Source organism: Polaribacter sp. R77954, from assembly GCF_044595335.1.
Taxonomy (GTDB): domain Bacteria; phylum Bacteroidota; class Bacteroidia; order Flavobacteriales; family Flavobacteriaceae; genus Polaribacter.
Genome location: NZ_CP138992.1, coordinates 1,917,376 through 1,938,520 on the forward strand (window position 1 = coordinate 1,917,376; position 21,145 = coordinate 1,938,520).

19 protein-coding genes and 1 pseudogene are annotated in these 21,145 nt (G+C 29.0%); all 20 read left to right on the forward strand.

Features of this window, described 5'->3' with window-relative positions; all coding sequences use genetic code 11:
• The first annotated feature begins 169 nt into the window (after positions 1-169).
• The 20 genes and pseudogenes from SJY27_RS08155 to SJY27_RS08250 all read left to right on the forward strand — a co-directional run bounded on the left by SJY27_RS08155 (position 170) and on the right by SJY27_RS08250 (position 20,982).
• Positions 170-841, forward strand: coding sequence for a hypothetical protein (locus SJY27_RS08155; protein ID WP_397447770.1), 672 nt, complete (start codon positions 170-172; stop codon positions 839-841).
• A gap of 161 nt (positions 842-1,002) precedes the next feature.
• A complete protein-coding gene (locus SJY27_RS08160; protein ID WP_397447771.1) occupies positions 1,003-1,836 on the forward strand; it encodes an AbiJ-NTD4 domain-containing protein in 834 nt (277 codons plus the stop codon).
• Between the two features lie 166 nt (positions 1,837-2,002).
• Entirely contained in the window at positions 2,003-2,623 is a 621-nt protein-coding gene (locus SJY27_RS08165) for a WG repeat-containing protein (protein ID WP_397447772.1), read from the forward strand.
• Between the two features lie 709 nt (positions 2,624-3,332).
• A pseudogene (locus SJY27_RS08170) lies at positions 3,333-5,865 on the forward strand (DEAD/DEAH box helicase family protein).
• Between the two features lie 9 nt (positions 5,866-5,874).
• Positions 5,875-7,746, forward strand: coding sequence for an N-6 DNA methylase (locus SJY27_RS08175; protein WP_397447773.1), 1,872 nt, complete (start codon positions 5,875-5,877; stop codon positions 7,744-7,746).
• A gap of 340 nt (positions 7,747-8,086) precedes the next feature.
• Positions 8,087-8,368, forward strand: a complete 282-nt coding sequence (locus SJY27_RS08180) for a hypothetical protein (RefSeq protein ID WP_397447774.1) — start codon at positions 8,087-8,089, stop codon at positions 8,366-8,368.
• A 1,418-nt stretch (positions 8,369-9,786) separates the two neighbouring features.
• A complete protein-coding gene (locus SJY27_RS08185) occupies positions 9,787-10,245 on the forward strand; it encodes a hypothetical protein (protein ID WP_397447775.1) in 459 nt (152 codons plus the stop codon).
• A 4-nt stretch (positions 10,246-10,249) separates the two neighbouring features.
• On the forward strand, positions 10,250-10,612 hold the full coding sequence (locus SJY27_RS08190; RefSeq protein ID WP_397447776.1) for a hypothetical protein: 363 nt from the start codon (positions 10,250-10,252) through the stop codon (positions 10,610-10,612).
• A 636-nt stretch (positions 10,613-11,248) separates the two neighbouring features.
• Positions 11,249-11,749, forward strand: coding sequence for a hypothetical protein (locus SJY27_RS08195; protein ID WP_397447777.1), 501 nt, complete (start codon positions 11,249-11,251; stop codon positions 11,747-11,749).
• 325 nt (positions 11,750-12,074) lie between these two features.
• Entirely contained in the window at positions 12,075-12,761 is a 687-nt protein-coding gene (locus SJY27_RS08200) for a hypothetical protein (protein WP_397447778.1), read from the forward strand.
• Positions 12,762-14,350: 1,589 nt separating this feature from the next.
• On the forward strand, positions 14,351-15,046 hold the full coding sequence (locus SJY27_RS08205; protein WP_397447779.1) for a DUF6090 family protein: 696 nt from the start codon (positions 14,351-14,353) through the stop codon (positions 15,044-15,046).
• 159 nt (positions 15,047-15,205) lie between these two features.
• Positions 15,206-15,394 (forward strand): hypothetical protein, encoded by a 189-nt coding sequence (locus SJY27_RS08210; protein WP_397447780.1) that lies wholly within the window; start codon positions 15,206-15,208, stop codon positions 15,392-15,394.
• Between the two features lie 218 nt (positions 15,395-15,612).
• On the forward strand, positions 15,613-15,780 hold the full coding sequence (locus SJY27_RS08215) for a hypothetical protein (RefSeq protein WP_397447781.1): 168 nt from the start codon (positions 15,613-15,615) through the stop codon (positions 15,778-15,780).
• A gap of 108 nt (positions 15,781-15,888) precedes the next feature.
• A complete protein-coding gene (locus SJY27_RS08220) occupies positions 15,889-16,743 on the forward strand; it encodes a hypothetical protein (protein ID WP_397447782.1) in 855 nt (284 codons plus the stop codon).
• A 46-nt stretch (positions 16,744-16,789) separates the two neighbouring features.
• A complete protein-coding gene (locus tag SJY27_RS08225) occupies positions 16,790-17,158 on the forward strand; it encodes a hypothetical protein (RefSeq protein ID WP_397447783.1) in 369 nt (122 codons plus the stop codon).
• 680 nt (positions 17,159-17,838) lie between these two features.
• A complete protein-coding gene (locus SJY27_RS08230) occupies positions 17,839-18,120 on the forward strand; it encodes a type II toxin-antitoxin system RelE/ParE family toxin (protein ID WP_397447784.1) in 282 nt (93 codons plus the stop codon).
• Between the two features lie 11 nt (positions 18,121-18,131).
• A complete protein-coding gene (locus SJY27_RS08235) occupies positions 18,132-18,434 on the forward strand; it encodes a HigA family addiction module antitoxin (protein WP_397447785.1) in 303 nt (100 codons plus the stop codon).
• A gap of 218 nt (positions 18,435-18,652) precedes the next feature.
• Entirely contained in the window at positions 18,653-19,087 is a 435-nt protein-coding gene (locus SJY27_RS08240) for a hypothetical protein (protein WP_397447786.1), read from the forward strand.
• 189 nt (positions 19,088-19,276) lie between these two features.
• A complete protein-coding gene (locus SJY27_RS08245) occupies positions 19,277-19,990 on the forward strand; it encodes a hypothetical protein (protein ID WP_397447787.1) in 714 nt (237 codons plus the stop codon).
• Between the two features lie 389 nt (positions 19,991-20,379).
• Positions 20,380-20,982, forward strand: a complete 603-nt coding sequence (locus SJY27_RS08250; protein ID WP_397447788.1) for a Yip1 family protein — start codon at positions 20,380-20,382, stop codon at positions 20,980-20,982.
• Positions 20,983-21,145: the final 163 nt, after the last annotated feature.

The following is a 21,145-nucleotide window of genomic DNA, read 5'->3' on the forward strand; positions in this document are numbered from 1 at the left end:
ACTTACTTACTCAAACGTATCACAACAAAACATAACACCGTGTAAAATTTATTGCTTTCCCTGGTTTTTCTTACGAAAAACCTCGGAAACGCTAAAGTTTTAGTTTAATAAACTATTTTTTTCGCTAAATTTACGCAACAAATAATACACATAAACGTTAGCATACATTATGAAAAAAATTACGTTCTTATTAATATTCATCTGTGCATTTGCAAATGGACAGAATATCGAAGAACTCTATACAGAAAAATTTGAAAGTGATTGGAAAGTGTACGAAGATGAAAACTATGTTAAAAAATTTATCGACACTACAGTTGTTTACAAACTTAAAAGTGGCAGAAGTCCTGAACAGGAATTGCTCTATAAAGCAAAAGATAATCTCAAAAAAAGAGCCGAAAGAATTTCAAAAATTTTTTCGAGTTTAAAACTGAACTTAAAAGAATTGGACTCTCTTGTTTTTATAGAACAACGCTCAACCAATGTAAATCTTGAATATGATTTTGTGAAAAAAGGAGCGATAATTACTAAAGATAGTATTTATGGATTCAGATATGACCTGAATGTAGAAAAAGTAGAAATTGATAAATATGATTATTTTAAAAATTCGGAAAACGAAACAATAAGTCAAGCGAAACAAATTATCAGAAATTTAATATTATCTGCTAAAACAAATTATTTGGACACAATTGCAAAAGTGGAATCTGATATGTTTGCTGGTCCTTTAAAAGATTTAAGACCTGAAACCGAATTTGAAATTTTGATTTACAATAAAAATAAAGCTAACGAATTAAAACGAATTTACTTGCACGAAACATTTGTTCGAATAATGAATCAAAAATAACGTATGCTAACACCGTATATATTTTATTGCTGGCTTCTTGCCTACTTGCGAAAGTCCTCGCGGACTTTCTTTGTCAGTAATTATTTACTAAATTAGTTGCTTGAAACACGCAACAAACCATATACAACAACGTTAGCAGCAATATAACACTCAACCGAACAATGAATAAAAAACAAACATTTTCAAAACGTAATGGACATTTTTCTATAAAGGAAAAGGAAATAACGATTCGTGAAGATGCTCCTGAAGGATTACGTGGATTTATAAGAATGGTATTTTATGACTTAAATAAAAATCCTTCAGACCTTCGAGACATAACTAGTAGAGTTTTAAAAATTGCTCCTGACTCAAATAATTGGTCGGAATTTCCGAATATTGACTATGAAGTTAGTGACCATTTGGATAATTGTGAATGGTATTTAGTTTATGATATTATTGAAGTTATAATTCAAAAACTGAATGGAGCTGAAAAAGAAACTTTTATAAGTGAAATAAACGAATATTTTGTAACAAACGGAATCGGTTGGAAGATTGTCAATGAAGAAATTGAAACTCGTGGAGACGAAGTATTTGAAACTGCTGTTAACACAGTAGTAAAAGTACTCGAATCTGCTAAATTACAAACTGCTAAAACGGAAATTAGAGAAGCTTTGAATGATTTGTCGAGACGACCAAGTCCAGATATAACTGGAGCAATTCAGCATTCTTTAGCGTGTTTAGAATGTGTTTCAAGAGAAATAACTGGCGACAAAAAAGCAACTTTAGGCGAATTAATGAAAAAATATCCTGGAGTTATTCCTTCTCCTCTTGACCAAGCAGTAACAAAAATTTGGGGATTTACATCTGAACAAGGAAGGCATTTAAGAGAAGGAGAAGCTCCCGAATATTTAGAAGCTGAATTAGTTGTAGAGGTAACTGCTGCAATTTCAACGTATTTAGGAAAAAAACTCGGAGGAACAAGTGAGGAAATAGAACCAGATGAATTTCCTTTTTAAAATTAAAATACAGCTGCTAACACCGTATATAATTTATTGCTAGTTCTAGCCTACTTACGAAAATCCTCGCGGATTTTCTATTCGGTTTTTATTTGCTAAATTAGGTGCTTAAAACACGCAACAAACCATATACAACAACGTTGGCTGTAATATAAACCGAACGCAAGTGAAACATCTGAAAATAATATTAATACTTTCTATATTATCTTTTTTTTCAATCAATAGTTATTGTCAAAAGAAATTTAAAGTCAAAGTTGAGGAAAAATATGAGACAGTAAATCAATATTATCTTGTTGACGAAAAAGAAAATATTTTGCGTGAACTGGATACATCAAAATACTATGCTTTTTTAGCCGAAAATTCATTGAAATATTTCGCCGTTTTCGGAATAAAAGGAAAATCTGGTTGGTCAGCAATAGACGAAAATGAAAAAATTCTTTTTCAAGTTTATAATTCAATAAATAGAGAACCTTCTCCTGACAATTTAATCGAAAATAAAATCAGAATAATTAATGAGAATAATAAAATCGGTTTTGCAAATGAAAAAGGAGAAATTATAATAAAACCGCAATTTGAAATAATTACTTCATTTCAAAACAACAGGGCAATATTTGGAAAAAAATGTGAAAAGGAATATTGGGAAAAGGAAAAACACGAGAATGGCTGTAATCATTATTCCATTAAATGCTCTGAACACGGATTTATAAATGAAAAAGGGGAAATAATAAAATTTGGAAATTACACTTTTGAGGAAATTGCTAAAGAAATTAATTGGAAAAATGAATAAAATACTACAGCCAACACTGTATAAACTTTATTGCTTCTCAATTTTTCCTTCGGAAAAATACGCAGGCACAAAAGTTGTTTAATAAATTGCTTACTTTTAGCATAAACAAACGCAACAAAGCTTATACCAAAACGTTATGTTTTATTGCTCAGGAAAATCTAAACGCTGGAAAAAAATGCTGAACACTCTCTCGCGAATTTTAAAAAATCAAATCAAAGCGGAAATTTTACGCGGGAATTTTCTCTACTTTGGAATTCTTGACGTTTTGGGAAAAAAATAATTGGGGAAAATATCGCGCGAATTAAAAATCAAAGCGGAATCTAAACGTAAGAATTAACTCTGAAAAAGGAATTTAACAGAAATAAAAAAAAGCTCAAAAAAGGAAATTAAAAAAACGTGAAAAAATTGAAAATGGAATCTGAACTTGCTTACTCAAACGTATCGCAACAAAACATAACACCGTGTAAAATTTATTGCTTTATAGGGTTTTTCTTACGAAAAACCTCGGAAACGCTAAAGTTTTAGTATAATAAACTATTTTTTTAGCTAAATTTACGCAACAAATAATACACATAAACGTTGTACACAAGCTGAAAAAAACGCAAAGGCAGCCGCATAAATAGCACATTTGTTTTTTTTTGCCAATGCAAATCCAACGCTAAAAAAAACAAAAGAGCTATTTTAGCCAACGCTCAACCGAATTAAAAGAATGAAAAATGAAGCTCACGCAAGAATAAAAATCAACCAACTGCTCGAAGAAGCGGAATGGAGGTTTTTTGACAATGAGCAAGGTTCTGCGAATATCTTACTTGAAAATCACGTAAAAATCACCCAAACTGAAGTTGACGCTTGGGGAAACGATTTTGAAAAAGTTAAGTCTGGTTCTTTAGACTTTTTACTTGTTGACAGCAACAATAAACCAATTTGCGTTTTAGAAGCAAAGAAAGAAAGTCTTCATCCACTTGTTGCAAAAGAACAAGCTAGAAAATACGCAAAGACAGTTGGTGCACAATTCATAATTCTTTCAAACGGAATTGTACATTTCCTTTGGAACTTGGAAAAAGGAAATCCTAAACCAATTTATAAATTTCCTTCACCAAGCGAAATTGGTGCAATCAAGGAATGGAATCCTGATAGAAGCTCATTAGCTAACGAAGAAATCAAAGATGATTTTATCGCAATCGTGCAAATGCCTGATTATGCAGAAAGACCTGAATGGAAAGGAAATCCGATTGACAGTAAAGACTTTGTTTGGAATAATGGTTTACGATTTTTAAGGCACTATCAATTAAAGGCAATCCAAAAATTACAACAAGCTGTTGCAAGTAAAAAAGACCGTTTCCTTTTTGAAATGGCAACTGGAACTGGAAAAACACTTACTGCTGCTGGAGTAATTCGACTTTTTCTAAGAACTCAAAATGCAAGACGAGTATTATTTCTTGTAGACAGATTGGAATTAGAAGACCAAGCTTGGAAAGCTTTCACTAATTATCTTAAACCCGATTACACAACATTTATCTACAAAGAACATAAAAGCGATTGGAGAAAAGCAGAACATAGTTGTTACTACTATTCAATCTTTAATGTTCGACAACAAGTACAGATACGAATTTAAACCAACAGATTTTGACTTGTTAATTTCAGATGAATCTCATCGTTCAATTTCTGGTAACGCGAGAGCAGTTTTCGAATATTTTCACGGTTATAAATTAGGATTAACAGCAACACCAAAAGATTATTTAAAAAGTGTTGATATTGATAAAGTAAAAGAAAACGACCCAAGAGAAATCGAAAGACGTTTACTAAGAGACACTTATGCAACCTTCGGTTGCGAAGGTGGTGACCCTACTTTTCGATATTCCTTGTTAGATGGTGTTAAAGACGGTTTCTTAATTAACCCTAGGGTTTTAGATGCTAGAACAGAAATAACAACACAATTACTTTCTGACGAAGGCTATTCTGTTGCAATAACAACCGAAGAAGGAGAAGAAACAGAAACCTTTGTTTCAAGAGATTTTGAGAAAAAGTTTTTCTCAGAAAAAACAAATCGTGTTTTCTGTAAAACGTTTTTAGAAAATGCTTTACGTGACCCAATTACAAAAGAAATTGGCAAAACAATCATTTTTGCAGTTAGTCAAAATCACGCAAGAAAAATAACTGAAATTCTAAACGACTTCGCAGAACAATTATATCCAAATAAATACAATTCAGATTTCGCAGTTCAAGTGACTTCACAAGTTGGTGATGCTCAACAAATGACTATCAATTTTACAAACAATAACCTTAATGGAAAATCATCCTGGTTAGAAGGGTATAAAACTGGAAAAACTAGGATTTGTGTTACAGTTGGTATGATGACCACAGGTTATGATTGTCCAGACTTACTTAATTTATGTATGATGCGACCAATATTCAGTCCTGCTGACTTTGTTCAAATCAAAGGAAGAGGAACTCGTAAACATACTTTTACACATAGTTATAAAAACGAACTTGACGAAAAAGAGATAATAAAGGAAGAAAAAGAAATATTTAAACTTTTTGATTTCTTTGCAAACTGTGAATATTTTGAAGAAAAATTTGATTATGACGAGAAACTAAAACTACCAAAACCTAGAAATGGAAACGCAGAAAGTGGTGGCAGTAGCTTTGATATTGACAAATACAATAGTTTAAGACCAGACCCGATTTTCTCTTTAAATGAAGAACAGATTGGTTATGATGGAATGCGAATTGATAGAGAACTTTTCAAAAAGTTCGAAGACCGAATCGCAATGGATGATATTATAAAAAAGAATGTAGAACTTGGAAATTGGGAACACGTAGTCAGTCATATTCAAGCAGAAATATTTGATAAACCTGAAGAATATTTTAACTTGGAAAAACTGCGTAAAGCGGCTAAAATTGATAGGAAAGTTTCAATTCGAGAAGTTGTTGAAAAAATATTCGGAATTATCCCAAAGTTTAAATCAAAAGACGAATTATTAGAAGAAGAATTTGACAAATTCATTTCACTTTATCCACCAAATGAAGATGATATTAATGTTAGAGCTTTAAAATACTTTTTTAAAGCCTACATAGTAAACCAAGATATTAGAAAAATAATTGAAACAAAAGATTTTCAAGCATTACAAACAAATCCCACATTAACTATTTCACAGTTTAAGGCAGTTGCTACCAAGTACCGTGAAGTAATTCCAGTGTATATAAAAGATTATATAAAATTAGAGCAGTTTGCTGCTTAAAAAATATTTATGTTAGATACAATAACTAAAAAAAGAATTAACGATTGCCGAGATATTTTAGTAGGCAAATTACCTGACCCAAAAGGACAAATAGAACAAATTACAATTGGCTTGATTTATAAGTTTATGGATGATATGGATAAAGAATCCATTGAATTAGGAGGTAATGCAAAGTTTTTTTCTAATGATTTCAAAAAATACAGTTGGGATAGTCTATTTGATGCAAGAGTTACAGCGTCTGATATGCTAAGTCTATATTCAGAAGCTATTGAGAATATGGAAAAAAACCCAAATATTCCTCAACTGTTTCGAGATATTTTTAATAACGCTTATCTGCCCTATCGCGACCCAGAAACATTAAAAATGTTTTTAAAAACCATTGGTGAATTTGAGTACACTCACAGTGAAAAACTCGGAGATGCTTTTGAGTATCTACTTTCAATTATGGGTTCACAAGGTGATGCTGGACAATTTAGAACACCAAGACACATTATAGATTTTTTAGTTGAAATAGTTGAACCAAGTAAAACAGATACAATTCTAGACCCTTCTTGTGGTACAGCAGGTTTTCTAATTTCAGCATTTAAATACATCAAACAAAAAAACAACAATGAATTAACACCTGAACAACGTAAAAAGTTAATTCAAAATTTTGTAGGATATGATATTTCACCTGATATGGTGCGATTAAGTTTAGTTAATTTGTATTTACACGGTTTTTCTGAACCTCACATTTATGAATATGATACACTAACTAGTGAAGAACGTTGGAATGAAAACTTTGATGTAATTCTAGCAAATCCGCCTTTTATGACACCTAAAGGAGGAATTAGACCGCATAAAAAATTTAGTATTCAAGCAAATAAATCTGAAATTTTATTTTTGGATTATATAATTGAACATTTATCAGGCACAAAAAAAGCTGGTATTATTATTCCTGAAGGTGTTTTGCACAATAATTATGCTTCATATAAATCGATACGAGAAAAACTAATAAAAGAAAATTTATTATACGCTGTAGTTGAACTTCCACACGGTGTTTTTAAACCTTATGCTAGTGTTAAAACACATATATTGTTTATTGACAAAGATATAGCGAAAATAAAAGATGAAATTTTATTCGTACAAATTGAAAATGATGGTTTCACTCAAACTGGAGCAAGAAAACCCGTAAAACAAAATGACTTAGGTGAAGCAAAAAGACTTATTCAAGCTTTCAAATCAACTAATAATATTACGAGTAAATTAGTAAAATTTAATACAGTACATAAAACAGAGATTTTAAATGATAAATGTTTGAGTTTAGTTGGTAGAAGATATAAAGCTATTCATTATGCAAATAGCTCAAATTACCCAACTCGTAAACTAGACAAAAAACTAATCAAAGTATTTAAAGGAACTTCAGGAGCACAAAGTACAGAGGAAGGAAATTATAGATTTGTTGTTACTGCGGAAAATTTTAGAACTTCAAAAGATTACGCATTTAATTGTAAAGCTATTTGCGTACCAATAGTTTCTTCAACTGGACACGGACACGCTAGTGTTAGAAGATTACATTATATAGAAGGAAAATTTGCTTTAGCAAATATAATGTGTGGAATAGAAGTATTAGATGAAAGTATTTTACTTCCGAAATACTTGTATTTCATATTATCTGCAATGAAAGAGGAAATATTAGCTTCTTTAATGACTGGAACTTCGAATGTTTCTTTAGACAAAGATGATATTTATGATATTGAGATTCCTTGTCCTTCAATAGAAATTCAACAAAAGATTATTCAATCTCAGTTAAACACAGAAAACGAAATTTTTGAAATGAAAAAAAAGATAAAAGCTAATCTTAAAAAATTATCAAACGAAGGAAAAAAAATCTGGAATTAGTCCAACGCTTAAAGCCATACACATTTGCAATTCGCACCAGCCAACGCTAAAGCCAAAAATTGCAAAAGAGTATGTCTTCTGCCAACGCTAGCAAGTTTGCGGAAAGAAAAAGCCAGTGTACAACAACGTGTATAAAACATAGCTATTATAGGCTTTCCGAGAGGTTTTTGTATATTTACAAAGTACGCCAAATTTTTTATTTGGTTATATTTAGAAAAGAAAATTAAACATAAAAATAAAAAATTCGGCTCGTGCTAAATCCGAAAAGTTAGCGTTTATTTATACGCTACGTTTCATACACAAGACCGTTAGCTGTAATTGCTCACTCAAACTCTGAAAAATGAATACAGAAGAAAAACTTAATGAATTATTATTCCGAATTGACTTAATCAGAGACAAAGGAGAATATACTATGAATAATTTGCAATTAATAGCCGAAAAAGCTGTTAGAATAATTAACAAAGTAAACCCTAATTCTGAAAGTATTTCAAAACTTAAAAAAGCTATTGACAATTCAAATGATTGCCATAAAAAAAGAGTACATACTGATGGAGATAACATTATGGAAGTTTTACGTCAGACAAAGTTTGCAATTGAATCATTTCTTGAAGAAGAGATTTAAAGTTTCTTGAAAAAAAAATATTTCTTGAAAGCATAAAAACTAAATCTTCAATGGAATTAATTTTAGAATTATCTATCAAAGTTCTTTGTAAACCTTTTTTATTTTGAGCTTGAATAGAAATAATTGAATCACAGGAAACGATGTTTATTTGAATTTCTTTTCCTTTTAAATAAAAACCGTTGAAATCTGATTTTGAATGAATTTTGAGATCAAAACCAACTTGAGTTAAAAATGAATGAATATTTATCATAATATTTGAATTTTAAAAATTTATAATCTGAATTGAAAAAACTACAGCTAACAACGTACAAAATTAATTGCTTGCTTCTAGCATACTTACGAAAGTCCTTGCGGACTTTCTACTTGGTTAATCATCAAATAATCTAGTGCCTAACCACGCAACTAAATCTTGTACAAAACCGTTGTAAATAATAGTGGAAAACACTCAGAAACGTGAAAATTTGAATATCCAAAATGTTTGAATTTAGTTGTTCGTGGGAATTTTTTAATCGCTTAAAAATGGAATATAACAATTGTTGAATTATCTTTCACTCGTGAAAAAATTATTGTGGGAATTTCATCTTGTTTGTGGAAATATTAAACGTGTGAATTTACTCAGACTGGAAAATTAAAACGTGGGAAAATTAGCAAGACTTGAAATCAAAAACTGGAATTTAAGCAACTTTAGGAATTGAATTTCTTTGCGGAATTTATTACTTAAAATGCTGAATTAAGCAAAGTGCGAAAAATTACAATGGAATTATTAACTGGAAAAAAATCTACTATTTACAACACCGTGTAAAAAAAATTGCTAATTTTAGCTTAACCAAAAGTTGTTGCTTTTTTTGCAATCTTATATTTTCCTTCGGAAAATAACGATGGCACAAAATCGCAACTTTTAATACACCAAAACGTTAGTATACATTGGCGAATTACCTCATCAAACTTCTTGATTGCTTAACGGTTTTATGGCTTTCTTGGGCTAAGTGAAGCAGCTTATTGTTTGTTTATTTTTGGTAGTGAAAACCTAATACTTTAAAAAAAAGTGATCAAATCTGTTCGCAAGTAGTTCGTGTGACTAAATCCCTTTTTTTTTTGGAGTTTTTAATAACGTAACTTCACATAGGAAAGTCTTTCTTTAATTAACTTAGTGAAAACTAGCAATGGCTTAAAATTGTTTTTTCAAATCTCAACGAAAGCAACACTCCTAATCTCAATGTTGTGAAGAAGAAAAAAAACAATTTTAATCTGTCCATTTGGAAAATTAATTAGGCTATATTTAGCCAACGAATACTAACCTGCTGTATAATTAATTACTGCTTATTGCCTACTTGCGAAATATTTTTCTAAGATTTTTTTTAGTCATTATCAAGAAAATAGTATCTTTAAAAAACGTAACTAACCATACAACCCGTACGTTGGCAAACATTAACCAATCACACTCTGAAAAATTGAAAAATAAAATTGAATTTTTTATAATAGTTTTTATAGTTTCCATTATTGTTGGTTGTAATAATGTGAAATATGAAAATATAAAAATATTAAATACTTATTCAAAAAAAGGTCATTATGGATATGATAAAATATTTTTTAGAGTAAATAATAAATTTACAAGAACGAATAGCTTGTTACCTTTTTATAAAAAAGAGTTTTATGGTTCATATTTAGAAATAGATGATACTATTTTCTTAAACTACGAAAATAAAAATCCAAAAGATGAATTATTATTTTTCACACAAATAAATTCGGAACAAATAAAAGTGTTTCAAATCTATGAAAGATGGAATTATGACACTATCTCAAAAGAATCAACAGAAATGATAATAGATACAGTTGGAATAAAATATATCAAAATAAAGGAAAAAAACACAAACTAAAATATTGAAAACAAAGGAGAAATTATATGTGCGAAATTATTTTGGAATCGCAATTTTAGTAAATGTTATTTTACCAATTTTATCAGCGATTATCATAATTGGAAAAAAAACGGGAGAAGTTCAATTAGGATATGTTTTTGTCGGAGTTTGGGGAATAATTTGTACTCTTCTTTATGCTATTTACTTTGCAATTCATAAATTTAATGAAAATTGGGAAAAAATAGTAGGAATTTTATTACCATCAATAATTTTAAGTTTAGGAATAATTGAATCCTGGTATTTTATAATTATTGTATTAATTAATTTAATAATGAATGGAATTTTTATCTGGCATTTGAAAAAGAAAACGTTTGCCAACACCGTGTAAAAAAAATTGCTTGTTTTAGCTTACTTGCGAAAATCCTCTCGGATTTTCTTGGTTTGTGTTTTATTTACTAACTTTAGTGCTTAAACCCGCAACTTTCATTACACAACAACGTTAGTATACATTGGCGAATTACCTCATCAAACTTCTTGATTGCTTAACGGTTTTATGGCTTTCTTGGGCTAAGTGAAGCAGCTTATTGTTTGTTTATTTTTGGTAGTGAAAACCTAATACTTTAAAAAAAAGTGATCAAATCTGTTCGCAAGTAGTTCGTGTGACTAAATCCCTTTTTTTTTTTGGAGTTTTTAATAACGTAACTTCACATAGGAAAGTCTTTCTTTAATTAACTTAGTGAAAACTAGCAATGGCTTAAAATTGTTTTTTCAAATCTCAACGAAAGCAACACTCCTAATCTCAATGTTGTGAAGAAGAAAAAAAACAATTTTAATCTGTCCATTTGGAAAATTAATTAGGCTATATTTAGCCAACGAATACTAACCTGCTGTATAATTAATTACTGCTTATTGCCTACTTGCGAAATATTTTTCTAAGATTTTTTTTAGTCATTATCAAGAAAATAGTATCTTTAAAAAACGTAACTAACCATACAACCCGTACGTTGTACGTAATTCCCAGCAAATGAAAAGAATACTTATAATTTTATTGATTTCATCTTGTTTTTCTTGTCAAAAGAATATTGAGAATGAAAATAATTTAAAACTGAAAAATATTGGAAAAATTGACAGTTTGAATTTAAAAATCAAATCTTTTGAAAACGAAATAAATAACTTGAAAAGACTTTTCAAAACAGTAGAAACAATTTCTTCTGGAGAATTTCAAAGTCTTGAAAATAAAGAAAATGAAGTTTATGGAGAAAAATATAGAGTTGAAATATACTTGAATGAAATCTATAAAACTATTTACATAAGTCATATTGAATATTTTGGAGAGGGAGGGCAAAAAATTTCCTCAAGAGAAAAACTAGACTTTGAAAAATTGACTGGAACAAATGAGGAAGTGACTAATAATCTTGAATTTTTGAAATGGAATAACTCAAAATATTTTGAACTAAAATTGAACGAACAAATTTATGGAGTGAATATAATTAGCCCTAATAAATTTACTATTTCTGAATATTAAAACTACGTACAACAGTGTATAAACTTTATTGCTGCTAAATTTTTCCTTCGGAAAAATACGCAGGCACAAAGTTATTTAATAAATTGCTTACATTTAGCATAAATAAAACGCAACAAAGCTTATACCAAAACGTTGTGCACTATCCCTCATAGAGTCCAAAACTCTTCAGTACGTAAGCTAACGTAAAAATGAGTAAATTGAGTTTCAAAATTTAAGAAAATATGAGAAATTTGAATATTTTTAAACAGCTGATTTTCAGTAAAATAATTTTACGTTAGTCAGAATTTGAGAAAAAGACGACTTTAAGAAAAAACATCCAATAATTATGGGAAAAATGGCTTTAGGATATGGAAGTGAATTTCACCTTTTAAGATGGTTAGGAAGGCATCGAATTGAATTTAATGAAAGAATTAAAAATACAATAGGTGCAGATAACATTACTTGGCTAGATTTCAACTTCGATAAATCAAATGAAATTCCTGACAAGGAATTAATAGGTTTAGAGTTTTTAGAAAATGAACCTGAATTTAATGAATTATTAAATTGTTGGAAAAACGAATGGCCACAATCTGGAAATTCTATGAATTGGGATTTAATTGGTTATACAATTAATAAAAATATAAAAACTTGGATTTTAATAGAAGCAAAAGCTCATTTAGGAGAAATACAACAAAGTTGCGGAGCAAGTTCTATAAAAAGCATAGAAAAGATTAAAAATGCACTTTCTAATACAGCAAAGAACAATGGAATAATAATTAAAAAGGATAAACCTTGGACGAATAAATTTTATCAATTAGCTAATAGATTATATGTTTTAGATTTACTTAAAAGAAATGGAATTAATGCTAAATTAATTAACATATATTTCGTTGGAGATATGATTTCACGCAATCGAAAATCACCTAGAAATAAAGAAGAATGGAAACCAAAAATAGATGAGATGAAAAACTACTTATCTATTGAAAATAGTGATTTAGAAATTTATGAATTATTTTTAGATGTTGATAAATAAAAACAGTGCACAACAATGGCTATAAGTAATTGCTTGTTCTCGCCTACTTCTGAAAATCCTCGCGGATTTTCAGCTTGGTGTGTACTTGCAAAGTTAATCGCTAAACCACGCAACTACTCATAGCCGAGACCGTTGTAAATAATGCGTGAATCCACTCAAATTCGTGAAAGTTGGAGTTTAAAAATGGTGGAATTTGAGCATAAAGTGTAAATTTGAAAAGCTCTAAAAATGGAATTTAAAAATTGCTGAACAGACTCTCGCTAACGTTGAATTTTGAATAAAATGAAAAAGAAAAATGTTGGAATCTACTCCAACTCGGAATCACAAAAAGTGGGAATCACAGCAAAACGTGTGAATAAAAAACTGGAATTTGGCTACTTATGGAATTGAAAATCTTTGCGGAATTTTCTCTTGAAAACAAAATTTGAATGAAACGAAAAATAAACTGAATTATGAATTAAAAAAAGCACTATTTACAACACCGTGTAAAATTTATTGCTTTTTCTGGTTTTTCTTACGAAAAACCTCGGAAACGCTAAAGTTTTAGTATAATAAACTATTTTTTTCGCTAAATTTACGCAACAAATAATACACATAAACGTTGTAAATAATGCGTGAATCCACTCAAATTCGTGAAAGTTGAAGTTTAAAAATGGTGGAATTTGAGCATAAAGTGTAAATTTGAAAAGCTCTAAAAATGGAATTTAAAAATTGCTGAACAGACTCTCGCTAACGTTGAATTTTGAATAAAATGAAAAAGAAAAATGTTGGAATCTACTCCAAATCGGAATCACAAAAAGTGGGAATCACAGCAAAACGTGTGAATAAAAAACTGGAATTTAGCTACTTATGGAATTGAAAATCTTTGCGGAATTTTCTCTTGAAAACAAAATTTGAATGAAACGAAAAATAAACTGAATTATGAATTAAAAAAAGCACTATTTACAACACCGTGTAAAATTTATTGCTTTTTCTGGTTTTTCTTACGAAAAACCTCGGAAACGCTAAAGTTTTAGTTTAAGTAGCTTTTTTTCGCTAAATTTACGCAACAAATAATACACATAAACGTTATGTTTTATTGCTCAGGAAAATCTAAACGCAGGAAAAAAATGCTGAACAGTCTCTCGCGAATTTTGAAAAAGTCAAATCAGGGCGAAAATTTTACGCGGGAATTTTCTCTAATTTAGAATTCCTGACGTTTTGTGAAAAAATTAAATGGGGAAAAATATCGCGCGAATTAAAAATCAAAACGGAATCTAAACGCAAGAATTAACTCCGAAAAAGGAATTTAATAGAAATAATAAATAAAAAAAGCTCAAAAAAGGAAATTATAAAAGCTTGAAAAAATTGAAAACGGAATCTGAACTTGCTTACTCAAACGTATCGCAACAAAACATAACACCGTGTAAAATTTATTGCTTTTTATGGTTTTTCTTACGAAAAACCTCGGAAACGCTAAAGTTTTTGTTTAAGTAGCTTTTTTTTCGCTAAATTTACGCAACAAATAATACACATAAACGTTGTGCTTCATTATCAGAAACCGATAACCAATGATAAAATTCTTTAGAAAAATTCGCCAAAACTTGCTTATGGAAAACAAAACTGGAAAGTATTTTAAATATGCGATTGGTGAAATTTTACTTGTTGTTATCGGAATTTTAATAGCGCTGCAGATTAATAATTGGAACGAAAACCTGAAAAACAAAAAGGAAGAAACTTCTGTACTTAAGGAATTGTTAAGTGATTCCAAAACAAATCTTTTAAGTTTGGAAGAAGATATCTTTTTAAACCAAAGAGCTATTAATTCTAATATGTTAATTAGTGATATTCTTATAAACAAAAGACCTTATAATGATTCTTTGGACATACATTTTGGAAACATTCAATATAACACACAGTTTACCCTTAATACTGGTGGTTATGAAAATCTAAAGTCCCGTGGATTTGAAATAATATCAAACGATTCAATAAGGAAGTCCATTATTAATGTCTATGATAGGTGGTTTGATTTTATTGATGATTTAGGCGATATGAACAACACAATAAGTTTAGAGCAATTTAATCCTAGTTATAAATTTTATTTTAAAAATTTTAAACGTGATTTTGAAAGGTTATATGTATCATTTAAACCTCAAGATTATGAAAAACTGATTCAAAATAATGAATTTTTAAAATTGATTAAAGAACAGAAGTATAATAACGAGTATACCATTCAGGCTTTAAACATGGGCATAACTCAAATAAAAGAACTTATAGTTCAGTTGGAAACTGAATTAGAAAAATAACGAAAGCACAACACCGTGTATAATTCATTGCTAATAAAGGCTTACTTACGAAAATCCTCGCGGATTTTCTATTCGGTTTGTATTTGCTAAATTAGTTGCTGAAACACGCAACTAACCATACACAATAACGTTGGCATTCATTGAGCAGAACCGTTAAAAATGAAAAATATGAAATATGACATTATAAGACCAATAGCAATGACAGTTATTGCAATTGGAAGTTTAAAAAATGCCGAAGATAGAACTGAATTATTAAATGGAAACCTTTGGTTATGGTTTATTCTAATTGTTTTTATTGCAAGTTGGGTTGGTTTTTTTGTTAGGAAAAGTAAAGAAAATAAAAAGTAAATAGTTAATTAAAGGAAAAGTAGTTTAAAGTCAGAATTGAAAATTGAATTTAAAACAAAACGTTTGAATTTTAGCTCGTTTGCGGAATCGGAAACTGAACTGAAAAGCAAAACCCGAATTGATTGCGGAATTTAGCCAGTTGCGGAATTGTTAACTCAATCGGAACTAACAATTATATAAGAACAAAAAGTTAATAAATTTAATCTAAAAAGAGAAATATGAATAAATCCCAGATTATTGGAATAGGAATTGGAATTGTCGGAATTATGGCTTACTTTTTAACTGAAAATGGTGTAATTCACACAATTTCAGGAGCATTATGTGCAGTTTTTTTAGGTTTTATTTTTAAATATATACCTTTTAAAAGGAAAAATATATCGGAATAAAAAACAACGAAATGCCAACACCGTATATAATTTATTGCTGGCTTTTTGCTTACTTACGAAAGTCCTCGCGGACTTTCTTGGTTGGTAATTATTTACTAAATTAGGTGCTTGAAACACGCAACAAACCATATACAACAACGTTGGCAACAATACAAAAAAAACACATCTATGTACAGAGGATTTAATTTAGTAATTCCAGAAACCCTAAATGACAGCTTTACAGAGAAAGGAAAAGAAATCCACTCTGAAATGACCGAAAAAATAAATGATAGGTTTGATGATTTGATTGCCTTTAATGGAATTATAAATGGAAATAAAGTAATTGAAAAATGGTTCCCAATAATTGAATGTGATATATTTTTATCTCATTCTCACAAAGATCAGGATAAAGCAATAGCTTTAGCGGGATTACTATATAAAAATTTTGGTTTAAAAACATTTATTGACTCTACTGTTTGGGGATTTTCGGACAACCTTTTAAAAGCTATAGATGATAAATATTGTATGCACGAAAATCAAACTACTTATAGCTATGAAAAAAGAAATTTCTCAACAAGCCACGTGCACTTAATGCTAAATTCTGCTTTAAATAAAATGATTGATTCTTGCGAAGCAATTTTTTTCCTAAATACACCTAATTCAGTCTCTGCAATTGATACAATAAAAGACAGTACAAATTCACCTTGGATTTTTTCAGAAATTGCAACAACACAAACTATAAGAAAAAAAACACCAAAAAGATTAAAACAAGAAACTCGAACCTTTTCGAGTAGAATATCTTTAAGCGAAAGTGTGAAAGAGCAATTAACAGTTGAATATGAACTTGAGTTATCACATTTTACAAAATTAACTTTGCGTGACATACAGCTTTGGATAAATAAAGCAAAATTTTCAAATTCAAATCCCTTAGACGAGCTTTATTCATTGAATCAAATAAATTCTAAATTCTTAATAGATGGATAATAATAAATTAAAACATTTGGAATTTATCCATAATACTATTAATAGAATGAGTACTAATTCATTTTTAATCAAAGGTTGGTCAATAACTATTGTATCTGCTCTATTCATATTTTCAGACAATAAAATGAACGAAAGAATTTTAGGAATTGCAGTTTTATCAATAGCAGTTTTCTGGTATTTAAATGGATACTTCTTACACCAAGAAAGAAAATTTAGAGGTTTATATGATAAAGTAAGGAAACTTCCGGAAAATCAAATAGATTTCTCTATGTCAACAAAGGAATTTAAGAAAGATGAATATAGTTTAATAAGTTGTATTTTCGGAAAAACAATTTGGCCATTATATTTTTCCATAATAGTTATGATTATTATAATTCAGTACATTGCAGAAAGTACTGTTGCCAACACCGTATAAAAAAAATTGCTGGTAAAAGCCAATTTACGAAAGTCCTCGCGGACTTTCTATCTGTGATTTATTTACTAACTTTAGTGCTTAAACCACGCAACTTTTCTTATACAACAACGTTAGTATACATTGGCGAATTACCTCATCAAACTTCTTGATTGCTTAACGGTTTTATGGCTTTCTTGGGCTAAGTGAAGCAGCTTATTGTTTGTTTATTTTTGGTAGTGAAAACCTAATACTTTAAAAAAAAGTGATCAAATCTGTTCGCAAGTAGTTCGTGTGACTAAATCCCTTTTTTTTTTGGAGTTTTTAATAACGTAACTTCACATAGGAAAGTCTTTCTTTAATTAACTTAGTGAAAACTAGCAATGGCTTAAAATTGTTTTTTCAAATCTCAACGAAAGCAACACTCCTAATCTCAATGTTGTGAAGAAGAAAAAAAACAATTTTAATCTGTCCATTTGGAAAATTAATTAGGCTATATTTAGCCAACGAATACTAACCTGCTGTATAATTAATTACTGCTTATTGCCTACTTGCGAAATATTTTTCTAAGATTTTTTTTAGTCATTATCAAGAAAATAGTATCTTTAAAAAACGTAACTAACCATACAACCCGTACGTTAGGCAACATTTGGTGGAATGAAAAAAAACACATACCTTTGGCGTTAGTAACGTAAAACAAGAATATGATAATTTCTTTTGGAACGAAAGAAACTGAAAAAATTTGGAATGGAATTCGAGTAAAAAAATTGCCGTACGAAATCCAAAATGTAGGTAGAAGGAAAATGAGAATGCTTAATAACTCGCAAGATATTGCTGATTTGAGAATTCCACCATCAAACCGACTTGAAAAGTTAACAGGAAATCTGAAAGAATATTATAGTATTAGAATTAATAAACAATGGAGGATAATCTTTATTTGGAACAATGGAAACGCAAGTGAAGTTGAAATAGTTGATTATCATTAAATAAGAAAATTATGGAAAAATTAGCAAATATTCATCCAGGAGAAATTTTATTTCACGAATTTCTTGAACCTCTTGAAATTTCTGCATACAGACTTTCTAAAGATTTGAAAATTCCTCAAACAAGAATTTCGGAAATAATAAAAGGAAATCGTAGAGTAACAGCAGATACAGCTTTGAGATTGAGTAAATATTTTGGAAATTCAGCAAAATTCTGGCTTGGTATTCAAGATGACTTTGATATTGAAAATCAAAAGACTGAAAAAGAGGCTGAATTGAATGAGATAAAACATTACGAAAAAAATAACGTTGCCTAACAATGGCTATATTTAATTGCTAGCTTCTAGCCTACTTGGGAAAATCCTAGCGGATTTTCCATTCAGTAATTATTTGCTAACTTTAATGCTTAAACTACGCAACTAAAACATAGCCTAAGACGTTGGCAATAATTTACCAGCAGTCTCAAAATTGAAAATTATAAAGTATGAATTTTTAAATTAATGTTAGAATTTGGAATTTAAGAATCATTGTAAAAATGAAAAAAAAACTTCTGTTAGTTATTATCTTGAATTTAATACTAAGTTGTTCTTCTTTGAAAAAAGTAAAAGAAAGTCCTTCGAAAAACCAACCGAATAAATTAACTGAGATTAACGAAATAAGAAAAAGTTTGAATGGATATTGGGAATCAAAAAATCAAGCTGAAAATTCTGAGATTTTATGGCTGAATTTTAACCCAAAAACTAATGCAAGTTGGTTTTTAATAGTCCCAAAAAAGAATAAGTATGAAAATATCAATGATGTTCCTGATGAATATTTAAATACTGTAGTTAAGCTCATAAAAGAAAAAAACGAAATATATTTTGAGATAAGTGTTGTAGGAATTGAAAACTCGGAAAAAACTATTTTAGAATATATTACAGCCTCTGAATTTAAAATTTCTGATTTGACTTTTAGAAAAGTAGAAAACTAAAAAAACTATTGCCAACAATGTATAAACTTTATTGCTGCTAAATTTTTCCTTCGGAAAAATACGCAGGCACAAAGTTGTTTAATAATTTGCTTATTTTTAGCATAACAAAAACGCAACAAAGCTTATACCAAAACGTTGCCATTCATTGACCAACGAACTTCAAAAATTATGAATATAAAAAAAACGAAAATGAAATTAAGAGAATTAGAAAAGCAAAAGTGTATAATTTTAACATCAATTATTTTAGTATTATTTTTTTCAAAAAACAATATTTACTCTCAATCCAAAGACTTAAAATCTAAAAATATAATCAGTATAAAGAAAAATATTTTTAGCACACTTTTACTGAAAGATAACAATAGTCTTATTTTTAATCAATCTAAACCAAGCTCTAATTTATTTAATAATACTTTTTCGGATTACAATATCTCTTTCCAAAGAAGAGTAAACTCTCGTTTATTTTTAGGAATAGATTATTATAGCTTTAATTCATTTAATGAAATAGATCCTATTAGTCTTTCTTTAAGTCTTGCTGGATTAGAAAGAAAGAATTTTTTATCTAAAACAGGAATTCAACAAGTAAGGATTAGTGGATTTTATACTATTCTAAATAACAATAATTTTATAATTAGAGCTGGATTATATATTCCATTTTTTCAAGAAAAAACGACAGATTTAACTCTAATTTATCAAGAAAAAATGAATGAAAATAATTTAGTTTATAATTCTGCATCCGACAAAGACAGTAAGTTATATTTAGGAATTGTTACTCCTGAAGTTGCAGTTGATTTTCTATATAATTTTAACTTTTTAGAAGCAGGTATTTCTACATCTTGGAATTCAACTACAAGTGAAAATGAACCAATAATAAGATTTTCCGCAGTTTTAAATATTAATTTATAAAAAATATGAGTTTTAGAAAACAAGATTTAAAATTGGGAAAGTTTACTTTAATCCGAAATTTTATTTTTATAATAATTGTATCTTTTAGCAGTTGCATAGAAGAAGAAATTTGCACTAAACAAGTCAATATACCAATATGGAATGAACAAGAACAAATATTTGAGGATAATTTTCAAGAACTTCCTTGTGATGCTTAATAAAACAATTCGAATTAATGAAAGTATAATTATAAATTGAAAAAACAACGAAATGGCAACACCGTATATAATTTATTGCTGGCTTATTGCCTACTTACGAAAGTCCTCGCGGACTTTATTTGTCCGTAATTATTTACTAAATTAGGTACTTAAACCACGCAACAAACCATATACAAACACGTTAGCCACAATATGACGAAACTAAAATCCCTATGGAAAAAACCGACTGAAACTTTTGAATCAATTTTGTCTGAAAAAATTAATTGGTTTAAAGTTTTTTTATTTTTTAGTTCTAATGGAACTATTTTTATTTACTATTTAGCAAAATCAAAAGGAGCGCTAGATATTGAAAGTATTGAGGGAACAATAGGTTCAATTTTAGGAATGATTTTTTTAGGTATAATTTATGGTTTAATATCTAATTTTAGTGTTGGTGTTTTTATTAAACTAACTGGAAAAATATTTGGTGGAAAGAATGACTTAAAAAAAATATACAACGCTTTAAGTTGGTCATATTTACCTTCAACTTTTTCTGTATATCTTATAATTGTAAATATTTTAATTGCGAGAGTTTTGACTACGGAAATTGAATCTATTGTTGCAATTATTTTAGCATTATTAGTCGGAATTTTTTCTCTTGCGCAAGCAATTTTAGGAATTTGGCAATTAATTTTAATTTATAAAGGTCTGAAAGTTGCGCAGGAATTGAATAGTTGGAAAACAATATTGAATTATATAACTGGTGCAGGAATTTTTGGAGTTATTTATTATTATTTAATATTTCCACATATATGAAAAAAATACTGTGGCTAACACCGTACAAAATTAATTGCTTGTTTTTAGCCAACTTACGAAAATCCTCGCGGATTTTCTTTGTCAGTAATTATTTATTAACTTTCTTGCTTAACCAAAGCAACTAACCTTGTACAAACACGTTAGCCACAAGTACCAATCAGAA